We start from the raw sequence: 16,151 nt of genomic DNA, 5'->3' as shown, positions 1-16,151 counted from the left end.
GCATCACGCCTGCCATGAAGTTGGCGATGGCCACTTAGCTCCACTTCTGGCGACCGCTAGAAGTGGGGGGATTACCGTGTTTCAGCAGTCAGGTGCAGGACCGATCTTGCTCAGCTGGCGATGTGCTCCGGGCCGACCGGAGTGCGCAGTCGGCGGGCCAACCCAGGCAAGCCAAAGGACGCAGCATGAAGACACGTACGTTACGCAACGCCATTTCCATCGCCATGTTCGCCATGGCGAGCGGGGCGGCAGGTGCGGTGGGGGCACAGGCGGCGACAGCGCAGGTGGCGACGGGACCTGAGGCAGCGGCGCAGAAAACGCCGGCAGCCGTGGCAACGAACGCAGGCGAGCCGGCCAGGCGCGGCTCGCCGGGGCCTGCGATTGCGGAGGCACCGCCGGCGCAAACCGCCGCGACCGAGTTGGAGTCCATCGAGGTCACCGGCACGCGCATCAAGGGCGGTGCGGTGCCGTCGCCGGTGATTTCGATCAGCGCGGCGCGGATCCAGGAAGAGGATTTCAGCGATCTGGGCGAGGTGATCCGCAGCGTGCCGCAGAACTTCTCCGGTGGGCAGAACCCGGGGGTGTTGAGCGGCAATCTGGCCGGGGCCGGCAATGCGAACCAGAACATGACCGGCGGCGCGAGCCTCAACCTGCGCGGGCTAGGCGCCGATGCCACGCTCACCCTGCTCAATGGGCGCCGGCTGGCCTATGGCGGATTCACCCAGGCGGTGGACCTCAGCGCGATCCCGGTGGAGGCAGTGGAGCGGCTGGAGATCGTGGCCGATGGTGCGTCGGCAATCTATGGGTCGGACGCGGTGGGTGGCGTCGGTAATGTGATCCTCAAGCGCGACTACGATGGAGTGAGCGTTGGCACGCGCTTCGGGCGGGCCACGCAAGGCGGGCTCACCTCGCGGCAATACAGCGTCACGGCCGGCACCACCTGGCGCAGTGGTGGAGTGATCGCGACCTATCAGGACGTGTCCGCAGACCCCATCTACAGCCGTCAGCGCAGTTACACCACACAACTGGTGGACCCGTCCACGCTGTATCCGGGCAGCGACCTGCGCAGCGGGCTGCTGAGTGCCTACCAGGCGCTTGGCGACAACGCCGAGGTGCGCCTGGATGCGTTACGCACTGAACGCGACCAACTGCACTTTTATGCTGTCAGTGGCCGCAACAGCCGGGTCACGCCGACCACCACCAGCCTGCTGCTGTCGCCGAGCCTTGCAGTGTGGTTGCCCAACGACTGGACGCTGACGCTGGGCGCCACCGACGGTAACAGCAAGCACGATCAATACCGCCAGGAAACGGCGCTGGCCAGCGGTGCGGTGAGCGTGACCGACCTGTGCTACTGCAACGACAGCCGCAGCTACGAGCTGGGTGCCGAAGGGCCGCTGCTTGCGCTGCCGGCAGGCGATGCGCGCCTGGCCGCAGGGGTGGGGTATCGCAGCTACACGTTCCGCAACGTCAACCACGTCAATGGCGTGGAGACGATCGACGGCAGCGAAAGCGCGCGCTTTGCCTATGCGGAGGTGAGCCTGCCAGTGGTGGACCCGGCGCAGGGCGTGCCCGGTGTGCAGCGACTGACGCTGACTGCGGCGGTGCGCGGGGAGGACTACAGCAGCTTTGGGGGGGTGACAACGCCCAAGTTCGGTGTGCTGTATGCGCCTGGCAGCGATGTAACGCTCAAGGCCTCGTGGGGCAAGTCGTTCAAGGCGCCGACGCTGTTCGAGCGCAACTACGCGCAGGAGGCATGGTTGTTCCAGCCGGGTGCGTTCGGCGGGATGGGCTTTCCCGCCGGGACGACGGTGCTGGTGGCCGATGGCGGCAACCAGGATCTGCAGCCGGAGCGCGCCATCACGCGCTCGGTCTCGCTGGCCTGGCACCCCGAGGCGCTGGATGGCCTGGAGGCGGAGCTGACCTGGTTCGGGGTGGACTACAGCAACCGCGTGTTGCAGCCGATCGCCAATGCCAGCCAGGCGTTGCGCAATCCGATCTACGCGCCTTTCGTGGACCGCACGCCGACGCCGCAGGCGCAGGCCGATGTCATTGCGCTGGCCAGCCGGTTCTCCAACTTTGCCGGCGTCGCCTACGACCCGAGCCGGGTAGCGGCAATCATCTACACGCAATACGCCAACGTGGCGCAGCAGGACATCGAGGGGCTGGACCTGAGCGGTAGCTACCAGGTGGCGTTGACGCGCGGCACGCTGACCTTGCGCGGGGCGGCGGGCTGGCTGGACAGCACGCAGCAGACGTTGCCCACGCAACCGGCGTTCGATCTGTCCGGCACGCTGTTCAATCCGCCCAAGCTGAGCAGCCGCGTGGGCGCGGTGTGGAAGCAGGGCGGGCTCACCGCCTCGCTGTTCGGCAACTACCGCGGCGGGGTGCGCAACCGCGCCGACGGGGTGGAGTCGGCATCGTTCACCACATTCGATATGGCATTGCGCTACGCCACCGGCGCACGCCGCGATGCGTGGGCGGGGCTGGAGTTCGGCGCGTCGGTGGACAACGCCTTCGATCGCGATCCGCCGTTGTATCGGGTGACCTCGCCGCTGTACGTGGCGTCGTACGACTCCACCAACTATTCGGCGATTGGTCGCTTCGTGAGCGTGTCGGTGTCCAAGCACTGGTGATGCGTGGGCTGCCTGCTGCAGCCGATGTATTGGCGATGGTCCTTGAGCGTTGCTGAGAGGAGTGTGTGTGTGAGGAATCACAAACCATGGCGCCTGCTGCTTGCAGGCGTGCTGATGGCGGCAGGTGCATGCGTGGGACACACGCAAACGGTATCGTCCCAGCGATTGCTGGAGGTGGTGGATATCGGCAGCCCCACGCTGTCGCCGGATGGCCGCAGCGTGGCCTTTCGCACCGAGCAGGCAGCGGTGCAGCGCAATACCTACGACAGCGTCTGGTACGTGCAGGGCCTGCAGGACGCTGCGCCCAGACGCATTGCCGATGGCGGCGTGCCCTTGCGCGATTCGGCAGGCGGGTCCTTGCCTGCAAAGGTGCTGTGGTCGCCGGATGGGCGCTGGCTGTACTACCGCGCGTTGATCGATGACGTGATTGCGGTGTGGCGTGCGGCGGCGGACGGGTCCGGCGCGCAAGCGGTGACCCACGATGCGGCCGACGTGCAGGAGTTCTCGCTGGACGCGGATGGGCGGGTGCTGCGCTACCGCGTCGGTGCCACGCGCGCGCAGGTCATGACGGCCGAACAGGACGAGTATGCGCAGGGCATCCGGATCGACGAGACGGTGCCGCTCGGGCAAGGCCTGTTCCGCTCGGGCAATGTGCAAGGACGCCTGGCGACGCAGCGTTTCGGCACGGTGTGGTTCGATCGCACCGGGTTGTCGGCGGATGTGCCGGAGCACTGGCTGGCGCTGGACCTGGCCGCGGCAACCACGCGGCCACTCGCGGATGCGCCGGTGCCTGCGGAGGAATCGCCCATCAGTACGCACGGTGTCGACGGTGACGTGTGGCAGTCCGTGCCTGCGCCCGGTGGGGCGGTGGCGGTGCTGTCGCGTGTGGGTGATGGCAAGGGCCAGCTATTCCGTCCGCAGGTGGCGCTGTCAGTCTTGCCCAGTGCACATGCGCGCAAGGCCGTGCGCTGCACCGCGGCGGCCTGCGTGGACAAGGCAATCAGTGCAGTGCAGTGGCGCCCGGGGAATGCGGAGGTGCTCTTCACCATCACCGATCCTGCACTGGGCCTGGCGCAATCCATCCAGCTCTGGAATCCGGCCACCGGGCAGGTGCGGTTGGTGGTGCAGGGGCGCGGTTTGATCAATGGCGGGCGTGACCCGGCGGCACGCTGCGGTGCCTCGGCCGTTGCGCTGGTGTGCGTGACAGCCGAAGCCGATCGCCCGCCGCGTCTGGAACGTATCGGCCTTGACGATGGCACGCGGCAGGTGCTGTTCGATCCAAATGCGGAGCTTGCAGCGGACATGGCGCGTGCAACGCCTGCACGGCTGTTGCAGTGGAGCGATGCACGTGGGCGGCGATACAGCGGTCAGTTCTTCGCGGCACACGGTACCGGCGCGGGCAAGCCGCCGTTGTTCGTCACCTACTACAGCTGCCCTGGCTTCGTACGCGGTGGCGTGGGCGATGAGTGGCCGCTCGCCGCGTTGGCGCAGGTAGGCATCGCAGCGCTGTGCATCAATCAGCTGCCCAGCTACACCATGGATGCGGTGGAACGGCACGGCGAAGGGCTGGCGGCGGTGGAAAGCGCGGTGGCGTTGTTGTCGTCACAGGCCGGCATCGATCGCACGCGGGTGGGCATGGGCGGGCTGAGCTTCGGCGGTGCGGTGACCCTGTGGACGGCCACTGAGTCGAACCTGCTGGCCGCCGCTTCGGTAGCCAACCCGGTGGTGTCGCCGTCGTACTACCTGTTCGGCAGCATGAAGGGCGAGCCTTTCCTCAAGGGGCTGCGCGACATGTGGGGCCTGGGTGCACCGGAGCAGACACCCGAGCGATGGAAAGTGTTGTCGCCGGCGTTCAAGCTGGAGCGGATTCGCGCGCCGATCCTGTTCCAGCATTCCGAGCAGGAGTATCTGTACGCGCTGGATTACCTGATTCCCCTGCTGCGTGCGCAACGCGCCGAGTTGTACGTGTTTGCGAACGAGCCGCACCAGAAGTTCCAGCCGCAGCACAAGTTGGCCGTATATGCGCGCAACGTCGATTGGTTCCGCTTCTGGTTGCAGGACTACCAGGACGCTGCGCCGGAAAAGGCCGCGCAGTATGCGCGCTGGCGCGCAATCAAGGCGGCACTGCCGTCGCGTGGCGACTAGCGTGTGTGGCGCAGCTGACGCGTGGCACGTTGGCAGGCGGGCGCCACGCACCTACGCAGTGCAGGCAACCTCAGCGCTGATGACGGACCCAGTTCTCGACCGCACACAGGTCGAAGATGCGCATGACGCTGTGGTCGCCGTCGGCCAATGTGTGGTCGAAATGGTAGCGCAGGGCATCGGCGTCCAGCAGCCCCTGGCCTGCAAGCCGACCCTGCAGCAGATAATCGCGGATCTGCTGCCTGCCCCGACGATAGACTGCGCCGGAGTAGTTCATGAAGGTGCCTTTGCTGCGGCGATGCAGAATCTGCGCAGGCAGCACATCCGCAAACGCATCGCGTGCGACGGCGCGATTGCGGCCGCCAGCGATCCACATCCAGCTCGGCACTGTCAGGCAGGCCTCCACCACCGGTTGCGAGAGCAGCGGCATGCGCAGGTGCCACGATGCACTGCGCGCCAGTCCATCACGGAACACCTGGGTGCCGGCCAGATCGACGATACGTTCGCGGTCACCGGGTAGGCTGTCGGCTGGAGCATCGAACCAGGGATGCGATTGCAATGGAACCGCAGCCTGTGTGTTTGGCAGGAACGATCGCTCCGGCTTGCGTGGCGGTCCGGCCTTGGCGAGGAGTTTCTTGATCGTCAGCCTGCCTGCTTTCCAGAGCGTGCATTGATGCAGCTCGGCAAGCGCATGGAGTGCGCTGACGCCGGCGCGCAGGCCGCCTGCACGGAAGGCATCCGCGGCGGGCGCGGCGGTTCTGGTGTTGCAGAACACGGTGTCGCCACCGCCGCCGGAAAAGAAACTGGTGATGGCCAGCTGCGTGCCGATCGCTTCTTTCAGCGCATTGGAGGCATGCTGCAGAAACCAGGTACTGGGCGCGACCGCATGTGCCGGCGGTGCGAAATCGACCGGTGCAGCGTCGAGCCCCAGGGTGCGCACGATCAGTTCGGTGCCCAACAGATCGCTCATCTGCCGGGCATAGTGCCGCTCGTCGGCGCCAGGCACCGGCGTGACCAGATTGCAGCACGCCACGCGCGCGGTGGTGTCTTTCAGGCATGCGGCGAGGATGGAAGAATCCAGGCCACCAGAGAGTTCCAACAGCAAAGATGCATCGGTCCGCGCCCAACATGTGACGCTGGAGGCCACCGCCTGACGCACCTGCGCCTGTGCGTCGAGTGGGTCGTGCCGGCGTCGAGAGGCTGCGACGAAATCCCAGGGGTTCCAGACGTGTTCGACACTGCTGCGGTTGGACTGCAGACACAGCTGGCTGCCCGGCAGCAATTCGCGTACGCCGGCAAGCCCGGTGCGCTCGGTCTTGAGGTGCGGGTAGTACAGATGATGGGCGATGGAGTCCCAGTCGATCTCACGCGTGTACACACCGGCATGCGTGGCGATCGAAATGTCTGAAGTGATGAAGCCATGCTGTAGCGCGTAAACGCATGCCACGCCGCCGGAAGGCTCGCGCATGACGGTGATGGCGCTCGGGTCCGCGCGCGGTGCATGCAACAGCAGGTACTCGCCCCAGTGCGTATCGATCAGGTGCCGTGTCCGTCGTGCTGCGGACAACGCATGCAGCGATGCGCCGTCCAGCAAGGGGGCGTTGTTGCGCTGCGAAAAGACATGGCCGATCAGAGCGCCACCACCAGGCAGGTCGAGCACGGGCGTGTCGTCTGAGGCATACAGGTCGATGTGCCCAGCGCGTTGCCGTAGCCGTAACCCGATCTGCCGCAACGACGCATCGATACCGGCGCGGTCGCCACCGCGGTGTGCCTGCGCATGGTTGAACAAGGCGATGTAGCGGTACATCACACCACCCGGATGGGGGTATGCGCGTGGACGTTGCCGACCGTGTCGTTCAGGACCAGATCGCCTGTCTGTACCCAGCAATGGGCCGAGAACGGATCGAGTGCGACGCCGAAGACAAGCTGGGCGTCGAGCTGGCGCCTACGCAGGAATCTTGCCAATGCGACTGAATCGAGCAGGCAGCGCATCTCGACCGGCACCCACAGGCGTGCGCGCCGGAAGACGGATGCCGCATCGGTGAGCCGTTGCTCGACTCCGGCGGCCGAGCGTTGCTGCGTCCCCCGACGCTGTGCTCCAGCGGAGAGGCTGCCAAGTACCCTGCCAAGCGGGTTGCGCTTCAATGCCAGGCGCGTGGACAGCACAAGTGCCAGCACCTCGAGCTTTTCAAACAGCTGTGGTCGTCGCGCCGGTACAGGCATTTCCATCGCGCTACGCGCAACAGGTATGACGGGAAGCTGCGGGCCGGCGGTCGCTTGCGACCGCTCCACCAGCAAGCCCCGTTCGACAAGGTCGTTGATCTCCAGGTCCGACACCGGGTCATGTGCCAGGTAGGCGAGCAGGGAGTGCTCCAGTGCCTCGGGCAGACGGAAGTAGCGGTCGTTGCCGACATCCAGGAACACCAGGCGCTCGCCAATGCGGCAAAACGCTAGGTCGTTGCGCAATGTGTAGCAGTGCATGGCGCTGCCCTTGAGAGAAGGGGCGCACCGTTGCAGTGCGCCCCGTGGCCTGGGAAGTTGCTCACCGGCATGTACAGCCGAGTGGCGACCGCCGCGCGTTGGCAGCGCCTAGTCCTGGCTGATGCCCAGCGTGGTGCTGCCACCCATTTCTTCGCCTGCCAGTGGCCCGCCCTGCGTGTCCAGGCTTGCGATCCCAAGCACGATGAGATCCTGACCAAACGTCTTGGTGTGCGCGTCGTTGTTGCTGGTATCCATGGTCTCTACTCCTGGTGTGAGAGGCGTGCACTCAGGCACGCCTCGAGTTCACTCTTCGGAAATGCCCGGCACATTGAAGCCGCCGATTTCTTCGCCGGCGAGCGGGCCGCCCTTGGTGTCGGTGCTGGCAACGCCAAGCACCGTGATCTCGCTGGATGCATCGCTGTGGGTGGTGTCATTGATGTTCATCGCTGTCTCCTGGTTGTGCCATGGGGATCCATGACGCAGACACGTTAGAAAACGGGTGTATTGATTTTCAAATGATTAAGTCGTAACACCGTCATGATTAAATGCACTGTGTGACCGCCATCGAAGATGACCGTGCAAGCCTGGCCGGTGGCGTCGCATCGCGCCATTCATTCCACATCAGGCGCACACTGCCGGCGGTGCGCCAGCGCAGAATGTGCATCTTGCGAGGCGTAGCGCTGGCGACAGTCAGTGCCGCGCTGTCAAACCTGACGGCTGCGCTCATGCATGACCGCCACGATGCGCGGCACGGCCTGGATACGGCGTACGTGATAGGCATGCAACGCTGTTTGCAATGCCGCAAGGTCACGCTGCTGCCAGTGCAGCGTGAGCTCTGCCAGTTCTTCATCGAGCCCGTCGAGCAGGCCGTGTTTGGCACGTCGCACCGGGGCCAGCTTGTCATTGGTCTGCCTGACCGCGTGGTGCAGCGACCAGTGCGCGGTGGCACGGGCGATGGCATCGAAGAGCTTCCAGGTCTGCTTGACCACGTCTGTCGCTGCATTGGTGGATTCCGGCTCGGCAGGGGCATGCGGCACCAATGCAACGCCGATATCGCAGGCCATCCGCAACAGGCGCTCCATCCAGTCGTACAGGTCCCGCAACGCGACCTCGGTGAGCAGCGGCACCTGAAAGCCATAGCGTGCGTGATCGATGAGCAGGCCTTCGCCGACCAGGCGATACAGCGCAAAGCGAACTGGCGTGGAGCTGATCTTTAACTCGGTGGCCAGCTTTGCCGGGTCGATGCGCTGACCGGGCGGATACCGCCCGGACTGCAGTGCGCGCCTGACCTGCGCATAGGCAACTGCACGTTTGGAGTGGATTTCACCCATGACGAACTCCTTGTCTGACCGCGACGCCTCCCCTGGCTGGATCGTACATGCAATGGCTGCGGCAGGAGTTGCTGCGGTAGTCCTTTTGGTCCCGGGCTTGTCACATCGTGCCGCGTACGAGTCAGGCTGCGAGCCAATACGCTGCCCCAACAGTAAGAGTTTTTATAACGCCCAAACTGAGGCCACTAAAAGAGGGCCGCCTGGTTTGCCAGGGCGGCCCTCGTTTGAACATTATCTGTTCCTGCTGTCGCGTTGCACGACCGGCGTGCCAAACGCCGTGGCTTGCTTAGCGAAACGACTCACGCAGCCGCTTGCCCGCATACTCCTGCGCAGCCTTTGCCTTGGCAACGACTGCCGCACACCCGAAGAACTCGTGCGTCACGCCGGTGTAGACCTCGCGCTCGACCGTTACGTTGGCCTCCTTGAGTGCGTCTTCCAGCTTGGCGCCGTCGCTGCGCAGCGGGTCGATGGTGGCGTTGATGATCGTCACCGGTGCCAGGCCGCGCAGGTTGGCGTTGACCAGGTCCAGGCGCGTATCTGCCTTGTCGGCGTCGCTGCGGATCAGGTGCCCCACGAACCATTCGATCATGGCCTTGTTGAGGGGCTTGGCGATGGCGTTTTCGATGTAGGACTCGGTGTGCAGGCTGCCGGTCTGGCCAACCGGGTACACCGCCAGGATATGCGTCGGTGCCTGCAGCCCCTTGTCACGTGCGGCCACGGCCGTGGCGATGGCCAGGTTGCCGCCGGCGCTTTCGCCTGCAAGGGCAACGCGCTGCGGATTGCCGCCGATGCTGGCCGCGTTTGCCAGCACCCATTCGTAGGCGGCGAGCGCGTCGTCCCAGGCGGCGGGAAACTTGTGTTCGGGCGCCTGGCGATAGTCGACCGAGACCACGATGGCGCCGGTTTCCTTGGCCAGCCCGCGCGCGCCGCCGTCATAGACCTCGGCATTGGCGATCACCCAGCCACCACCGTGGAAATAGACGATGACCGGCAGTGCGGTGCCGCCCTGCGGGGTGTAAACGAAGGCAGGAAGATTGCCGGCAGGCGTTTCCAGGGTGTGGGAGGTGCGCTTGACGCCGGGCACCAGCACCTCGGGATCGGCGGTCTTGCCCTGGTCCTGCAGCAACTTCTTGACCGCATCGGCGATGGTTGGCTGCTGCCGGGCTTCGGCCGGCGTGAGCTTTTCGATGGCCTTGGGTTCGAGCGCATCGTGGGCCTGGGCCAGGTCGTGCATGTCGTCGTCGGCACGGATGGCGCCGATGACGTTGGAAAGGGTGTCGATGATCGGGTTGGGCTTGCCGTGCTCTGTCATGTATGCGTCTCGGTTGGTTGACCCTGACGCTAGCGGTGGCACAGTCAATGGGGTGAAAAGGGAGCTCGGCCGTTATGCACATGGCCGCAACATCTGCGGCGGGCGCCGCTTGCAATCGCTGTTGCGTGATCGCAGCGGCGCGCGCTTTGCGCCGCTGGCGGCATCGCTCAAAGCCCCCGGCTGCAGACAGCGCTCACCAATCGGTGGGCGCATAGTCCTTGAGGAACTGCCCCCACACATGCTCGCCGGTGTTGGCGCCGTGGATGATCGGGTCGACGATGCGGGCGGCGCCGTCGACGATGTCCAACGGCGGGTGGAAGCGTTCCTGCTGGACCTTGAGCGCGGCGATGTCGGCCGGATCCTCGTCGGTGACCCAGCCGGTGTCGACGCTGTTCATGTGGATGCCGTCGTTCTGGTAATCGGCCGCCGAGGTGCGCGTCATCATGTTCAACGCGGCCTTGGCCATGTTGGTATGCGGATGCCGGGTGGTCTTGAAGTTGCGGTAGAACTGCCCTTCCATCGCCGAGACGTTGACGATGTGCTTGTCGCGCTCGGGCGTGCGCAGCATCAGCGGCTTCAGCCGCGCATTGATGATGAAGGGCGCGATGGCGTTGACCAGCTGGGTCTCCAGCAGCTCCACCGAGGGCACTTCGTCCATCAGCAGGCGCCAGGAGTTGCGCCCGCGCAGGTCCACCTGCTGCAGGTCCTGGTCCAGCCGTCCTTCCGGGAACAGGTGCTGCTGGCCAACCAGTTCGTCGTCCAGCAACGCCACCTGCGACAGCTCGGCGGCGCGGGTGAGGCCGTCGGCGCCGTCCAGGCCGCGGCCATGCACTGCCGGCAGCGCCATCGCCGAGGCATCGCGCAGTGGTTCGGGCGTGCGCAGGCCTTCGTAATGGCCGACCAGGTTGCGCACGGTGTCCGGCAACTCATGCAGCGCGGCGGTTTCGCCGGCCATCATGTGCGCGTAGAACTGCGGCGGGCGGCGCACGGTCTGGCAGGCGTTGTTGATGATGAAGTCCAGCCTGTCGCGGGTGGCCAGCAGCTGGCTGCAGAACGCTTCCACGCTGGGGGTGTGGCGCAGATCCAGGCCGAACACCTGCAGGCGATGGCCCCATTCGCTGAAGTCCGGCTCCTGCGCATAGCGGGCGGCCGAATCGCGCGGGAAACGCGTGGTCACGATCAGTTCCGCACCGGCGCGCAGCAGCTTCAGGCCGGCCTGATAGCCGATCTTGACCCGGCCGCCGGTCAGCAGCGCCACGCGTCCGCGCAGGTCGGCGGTTTCGGTGCGCTTGAAGTAGTTCAGCTCGGCGCAGGCCGGGCACATCTGGTCGTAGAAGTGATGTAGCTGGGTGAACTTCTGCTTGCACACGTAGCAGTGGCGCAACTCCGGCGAATGCGTGGGCTCCGGTGCGGCAGTGGCGTTTTCGCCGTTGTGCGCATCGTGCAGGCCGGCGGCATGCGGCGGGAAGAAGTTCGGCGTGCTGAACACCGGTTTGCGCCGCAGTGCGCGGATGCCGCGCTGCTCCAGCAGCGCCTCGGCCTTGCGCACCTTCTCCTGGTGCCGCTCGCGCTCGCGCTGCTTGAGCAGCTGCCGCCGCGCCTTGGGCTCGGGGTGATAGACCCTGGCCACCACCTGGTGCAGGCGCACGCGGTCGGCCTCGGGCAGGGTGTCGAGCACGCTGCGGTCGGCCTCGATGGCCTCCAGCAGGTCCAGCGCCGCGCGCAGGCGGTCGGTGAGCGGCAGGTCGTCGTTGGCGGGCACGGGCGGGACGTTGGTGTTCAAGATGGATCCGGAAAAGAGCGGCAGAAAGCGGAGCGAGTGCAGCGAAGGGCGCGGTGGATGGCACGTCCAGCGGCCGCACCGGTCGGGAACCGGGCGCCGCAGGCCGGAGCAACCGGGCCGTGGCTATTTTCGCCGATCCTGCGGTGCTGACGCCAACGGCGTGTCAAGGCCGTCGCAGGGGGGGACAACTGCGGTGCCGAGGGTGTGCCTGATCGGGACTGACAGCCAGGCAGGATCCGGCCAGCCAGATCGCCGAGCTCAACGCCGATGCCTGCAGGAAAGCGCAGGTTTGCTACAGGGTGCCTTCCGGCGTCGGTGATTGCCAGGTAGCGCGCGCTGCTTGCCGCTTGCGGTGCAGGGGCCGCTGTTGCCTTGCAGTCATTGATCTCCGGTCTTATAGCGCCGATGGCTGGTCGTGTTTGCTCATGCCAATACGCCAACTCACGCACTCTCCAAATCGGCTGGGCTAGGGTTGCGGCCTACTGGTGTAGCGGAGAAGACAACATGGGCCTGTTGGTCGACGGCAAGTGGCAGGACAGTTGGTACGACACCGACAAGAGCGGCGGGCGTTTCGAGCGCTCGCAATCGCAGTTCCGCAATTGGGTGACGCGCGATGGCAGCCCTGGTCCGCACGGGGAAGGCGGCTTTCAGGCTTCTCCCGGCCGCTATCACCTGTACGTGTCGCTGGCCTGCCCGTGGGCGCATCGCACGCTGATCTTCCGGCGCCTGAAAGGGCTGGAGTCGATGATCGACGTGTCGGTGGTGCACTGGTTGATGCGCGACCAGGGCTGGACGTTCGATCCTGGCCCGGGCGTGATAGCCGATCCGATTCACCACGCCAAGCGCCTGTACGAGGTGTATCTCAACGCCGATCCGCGTTACACCGGGCGCGTGACGGTGCCGGTGCTGTGGGATCGTGAGCGCAATACCGTGGTCAGCAACGAGTCGGCCGACATCATCCGCATGTTCAACGGCGCCTTCGACGAGGTCGGTGCTGCGGCCGGCGATTTCTACCCGGAACCGCTGCGCGCGCAGATCGACGAGATCAATGCGCGCGTGTACGACACCGTCAACAACGGCGTGTACAAGGCGGGTTTTGCCACCACGCAGGCGGCGTACGAAGAGGCGGTGCTGCCGTTGTTCGAAAGCCTGGATTGGCTCGATGCACGTCTGGGCCGGCAGCGTTACCTGTGCGGCGACCAGCTCACCGAAGCGGACTGGCGCCTGTTCACCACGCTGGTGCGATTCGACGCGGTGTACGTGGGCCACTTCAAATGCAACCTGCGGCGCATTGCGGACTATCCGCAGTTGTCCGGCTATCTGCGTGAGCTGTACCAGATGCCGGGGATCGCAGAGACGGTGAATTTCCAGCACGTCAAGCATCATTACTACCAGAGCCACGACATGATCAACCCCACCGGCATCGTGCCGCTGGGGCCGCTGCTGGATCTGCAGGCGCCGCATGGGCGTGGCGGCTGATGCATCTGCCGGCCGCATGCGACAGCGCTCAGGCACGCAGCAGCATGGCGTGCACTAAGCTGTGCGCCTTCGATACGAGCAGGAGCGGTAAGTGCTGAATCATGTGATGGTAGGATCGAACGATATTGCGCGATCCAGGCAGTTCTACGATGCGGTGCTCGGTGGCGTGCTCGGTGCCGCCGAGCCGTTGGTCAACCCCGCCGGCTCCGGCCATGTGCGCCTGTTCTACCGCCATGCCGGCAGCACCTTCGCCGTCAGCGAGCCGATCAACGATGCGCCCGCCACCAGCGGCAACGGTGCAACCGTCGGGTTTACCTGCAGCTCGCCCGAGCAGGTGCAGGCCTTCCACGACGCTGCCGTGGCGGCAGGCGGCGTGTCCATCGAGCAACCACCGGGCGTGCGTGAAAGCCGCATGGGACCGGTCTGGCTCACCTATGTGCGCGACCCGGATGGCAACAAACTCTGCGCGATCTATCGACCTGATTAAACCGTGATGCCCGCACTGCTGCGACATGCTGCAGCGCGACCAAGCACCGTGTTGTTGCTGCGCCACGGCGACGCTGGAATGGCGGTCGCCGCGGCTGCGTCAGGTGATGGATCCGGTCACCGGATTGTCGCGCTAGTGCTTTGCCACGTCGCGCATGATCAGCGTCGCCGCGCCCACTGTGATCGCGTCCTCGACCACGCCGGTGCTGGTCTGGCCGTAGCGCTCAATCGCACGCATACGGACGTTAAAAGTGAGATAGGCGGCCACCACTGCGGTGGTCGCGCCCAGCAAGGCAGCAACGCCGCGCTGATGGCGCGGAGCCAGTGCCGCGCCGACGATCACACCGGTGGCGACGCGGGCCACCATGCCGGGCAGCACGATGCGGTCGGGCGCGGTTTTCATCTTGTCGCCTGCCAGCTCGCCACCGGCGAGCGCGAGCATGCCGGCCGATGCCAGCGGATTGGCCAGCAGCGCCGGTGCGCCATTGTCGGCAGGCAGCTTGCCGGTGCGCGCCGCGTTGGTGACCGCAGCCAGCGGCGTCATCGAGCGCATGCCGGCGACGGCGCCCATCAGGATGGAATGAATCAAGGCCATGGTTACCTCTGCATGTGCTCACCAGGCGCAGGCGGAATGCGCTGCGTGCGGCACGCTGTATGGACGTGCACACACTAGGGCTGCGCATGTATGGGCATTGGCAAGATGTTGTGCATGCGGTGCATTGGCGGCACCCGCCAGCCACCGGTTCTGCCGGCGCGCCACGGCGCCGGGATGCACCGCCCTGCGCCGCTGAGCCAGGCGCAGGGCATCGAGCTCAGGGGGCTTTGCTGCCCAACAGGAACTTCAGGCCATGGGTGATGCCGCGCGGCGCGACGCTCAGGTGATCCTCGTCGTTGAGCACCTCCAGCTCCAGCTGTAGCGACGGATACCCTCTTGCGCGCAGCGTCTGCACCATGGTCCTGGCGTCGATCACCATGTCGTACTGCTTGTTGTAGCGCACCTGCTCGTACTCGCCGACGTACATGTAGACCCGTGCCGGCACATCGGTGTGTCCGGCGGCAAAGCGTTTTTCCAGCGCGGCCGTGGCGTGCTCGCCATACCAGTAGGAAGGGCTGCCAAGCAGATAGCCGGAAAACATCTGCGGTGTGCTGAGCAGGATATGGGTGCCGAGCAGGCTACCGTAGGAATGCCCGAGAAACAGGCGCCTGCCTTCGTCGGTTCGGTAGCGCTTGGCAATGAAGGGCAGCACCTGCCCGCGAAGGTAGGCCGCGTAGGCCGTGCTGCCGCCATGGGTCGCGTTGGGCGGTGCGGTGTCGCCATTTTCCAGCGTCGGGGTGTAATCGCGCCGCCGGCTGGGCATCGGCGCGTCACCTACCGCGTAGGACAGCCCGACCAGGATGAAGTCCTCGATCGCGGGCCCGTCGCCGTTCAAGCGGCGCGCGATCTGCCGCACCACAGGGAATGCATAGTCGCTGTCGGTGACGTAAAGGACCGGATAGCGACGCTCCGGGTGTTGGGCGTAGCCGGCCGGCAGGCCGACAATCACCTGATAGCGGCGGCCCGAGCCCGGATCCGGGACATCCCAGACCTGGCTGTCGACAATCTCGTACGGCTGCCCTTCGCCGCGTTGCCCAGCGAGCGCGGTGGCCATGGCCGCTGTGGCCGCTGCCGGCGGTTGCGCAGGCGCCAGCGCCTGTTCCTGCGGTGCGTGTGGTGCATTGATGCAGCCAGCGAGTGACAAGGCGAGCAGCCCTGCCGGCAAGTGTCTGTTCAACAGCGTCCCCCGGCCAGGTGTGGCGATAGCGCGCATCACTTCAGGCGGCCGACATATGCCAGCACGGGAGCCGCTGCCATATCGTTCGGGTTGGTGCCGGGCAGCCCTTGCGGTACCTCCATGCCTTTGCTGCGGTAAAAATCGGTCCAGTACTGCGAGATCTTGCCGGTCTGCAGGTTCTTGAAGTTCATCGGCTGCAGTGCGAAGACGTGCTGTGCGCGAAAGGCGCGTTCGATGAAGTCCGAGCAGTAGTAGCTGTTGTCGTCCTGCACGTAGGTCTGGTTGTAGGGCTTGCCGAGCATGCGCCGAGCCTGCGCGATGGCGCCGGGGATCGCACCGCGCTGTTCTTCCGTCAGCCGGTACACATGGATCTGCCGGTGCCTGGCGTTGGCGTCTTCGACAAATGCCTGCAGGGGCTGCTGCCGCGAGCCTTGTTCGTCTGCGTGCAGCAGCACCTGTTCCGTGCCGTCATGGGCGAGCAGCGCCACGTGATCGAAGCTGGGTGCGTCCTGTTTGGCGGTGGCATCATCGATGGCGCCGCTCAGGCCGGTGCGGGCGGCGGTGACGAACAACAGGTCGCCGTCCTGGAGCTGGACTGCGATGGACGTTGCGGGCAGCAGTGCCAGTGCGAGCACGGCGAGCAGGAGGAGGATGCGCATGGGAGGCCGGCAGGTGATGCAAAGGGCGCCCATTATCGCCAGGAACGACGGCGGGCGGCTGGTGCGCGATGGG

The 16,151-nt window shown here is 65.7% G+C and carries 14 protein-coding genes and 1 pseudogene; 5 read left to right on the top strand and 10 right to left on the bottom strand.

The genetic code is table 11. The features are described from left to right. Positions 1 to 185 precede the first annotated feature (185 nt). Positions 186 to 2,633 carry a TonB-dependent receptor plug domain-containing protein gene (locus tag LL972_RS14100; RefSeq protein ID WP_228328115.1) on the top strand — a complete coding sequence of 816 codons (2,448 nt, stop codon included), beginning with the start codon at positions 186 to 188 and terminating at the stop codon, positions 2,631 to 2,633. Positions 2,634 to 2,765: 132 nt separating this feature from the next. Continuing rightward, the gene (locus LL972_RS14095; RefSeq protein ID WP_228328114.1) at positions 2,766 to 4,778 is read left to right on the top strand and encodes an Atxe2 family lasso peptide isopeptidase; all 2,013 of its coding nucleotides are present in this window, start codon (positions 2,766 to 2,768) and stop codon (positions 4,776 to 4,778) included. A 70-nt stretch (positions 4,779 to 4,848) separates the two neighbouring features. On the opposite strand, the gene LL972_RS14090 is transcribed toward LL972_RS14095, so the two are convergent. The 7 genes from LL972_RS14090 to LL972_RS14060 all read right to left on the bottom strand — a co-directional run bounded on the left by LL972_RS14090 (position 4,849) and on the right by LL972_RS14060 (position 11,682). Beyond that, complete coding sequence (locus LL972_RS14090; protein ID WP_228328113.1) at positions 4,849 to 6,582, bottom strand: lasso peptide isopeptide bond-forming cyclase; 1,734 nt, start codon at positions 6,580 to 6,582, stop codon at positions 4,849 to 4,851. Next, on the bottom strand, positions 6,582 to 7,256 hold the full coding sequence (locus LL972_RS14085; RefSeq protein ID WP_228328112.1) for a lasso peptide biosynthesis B2 protein: 675 nt from the start codon (positions 7,254 to 7,256) through the stop codon (positions 6,582 to 6,584). Before LL972_RS14085 ends, LL972_RS14090 begins: the two co-directional genes overlap by 1 nt. A 108-nt stretch (positions 7,257 to 7,364) precedes the next feature. Beyond that, the gene (locus LL972_RS14080) at positions 7,365 to 7,511 is read right to left on the bottom strand and encodes a benenodin family lasso peptide (RefSeq protein ID WP_228328111.1); all 147 of its coding nucleotides are present in this window, start codon (positions 7,509 to 7,511) and stop codon (positions 7,365 to 7,367) included. Between the two features lie 48 nt (positions 7,512 to 7,559). Further along, positions 7,560 to 7,700 (bottom strand): lasso peptide xanthomonin 1, encoded by a 141-nt coding sequence (locus tag LL972_RS14075; RefSeq protein ID WP_016903879.1) that lies wholly within the window; start codon positions 7,698 to 7,700, stop codon positions 7,560 to 7,562. Positions 7,701 to 7,960: 260 nt separating this feature from the next. Beyond that, positions 7,961 to 8,587 carry a GntR family transcriptional regulator gene (locus LL972_RS14070; RefSeq protein ID WP_228328110.1) on the bottom strand — a complete coding sequence of 209 codons (627 nt, stop codon included), beginning with the start codon at positions 8,585 to 8,587 and terminating at the stop codon, positions 7,961 to 7,963. Positions 8,588 to 8,873: 286 nt separating this feature from the next. Next, positions 8,874 to 9,899 (bottom strand): alpha/beta hydrolase, encoded by a 1,026-nt coding sequence (locus tag LL972_RS14065; protein ID WP_228328109.1) that lies wholly within the window; start codon positions 9,897 to 9,899, stop codon positions 8,874 to 8,876. Between the two features lie 193 nt (positions 9,900 to 10,092). After that, entirely contained in the window at positions 10,093 to 11,682 is a 1,590-nt protein-coding gene (locus LL972_RS14060) for an SDR family NAD(P)-dependent oxidoreductase (protein WP_228328108.1), read from the bottom strand. Positions 11,683 to 11,897: 215 nt separating this feature from the next. Here LL972_RS14060 and LL972_RS14055 point away from each other — a divergent pair. The 3 genes and pseudogenes from LL972_RS14055 to LL972_RS14045 all read left to right on the top strand — a co-directional run. After that, positions 11,898 to 11,993, top strand: a pseudogene (locus LL972_RS14055) (SPFH domain-containing protein); the annotation flags it as partial. Positions 11,994 to 12,186: 193 nt separating this feature from the next. After that, the gene (locus LL972_RS14050; protein ID WP_228328107.1) at positions 12,187 to 13,161 is read left to right on the top strand and encodes a glutathione S-transferase family protein; all 975 of its coding nucleotides are present in this window, start codon (positions 12,187 to 12,189) and stop codon (positions 13,159 to 13,161) included. Between the two features lie 91 nt (positions 13,162 to 13,252). Beyond that, on the top strand, positions 13,253 to 13,648 hold the full coding sequence (locus LL972_RS14045) for a VOC family protein (RefSeq protein ID WP_228328106.1): 396 nt from the start codon (positions 13,253 to 13,255) through the stop codon (positions 13,646 to 13,648). Between the two features lie 132 nt (positions 13,649 to 13,780). Here LL972_RS14045 and LL972_RS14040 read toward each other — a convergent pair whose 3' ends face one another. The 3 genes from LL972_RS14040 to LL972_RS14030 form a co-directional block, all read right to left on the bottom strand. Continuing rightward, positions 13,781 to 14,242: a DUF4126 family protein gene (locus tag LL972_RS14040; RefSeq protein WP_228328105.1), complete on the bottom strand. Its 462-nt coding sequence runs from the start codon at positions 14,240 to 14,242 to the stop codon at positions 13,781 to 13,783. Between the two features lie 217 nt (positions 14,243 to 14,459). Continuing rightward, entirely contained in the window at positions 14,460 to 15,455 is a 996-nt protein-coding gene (locus LL972_RS14035; RefSeq protein WP_429002166.1) for an alpha/beta hydrolase, read from the bottom strand. Beyond that, a complete protein-coding gene (locus LL972_RS14030; protein ID WP_228328104.1) occupies positions 15,455 to 16,078 on the bottom strand; it encodes a YiiX/YebB-like N1pC/P60 family cysteine hydrolase in 624 nt (207 codons plus the stop codon). The genes LL972_RS14035 and LL972_RS14030 overlap by 1 nt, the downstream gene beginning before the upstream one ends. Positions 16,079 to 16,151: the final 73 nt, after the last annotated feature.

The sequence above is a fragment of the Xanthomonas campestris pv. asclepiadis genome, assembly GCF_020784175.1.
GTDB lineage: Bacteria > Pseudomonadota > Gammaproteobacteria > Xanthomonadales > Xanthomonadaceae > Xanthomonas > Xanthomonas campestris_D.
The sequence above is the reverse complement of the archived record's forward strand: the minus strand, read 5'-3'. Positions and strand labels throughout refer to the sequence as shown.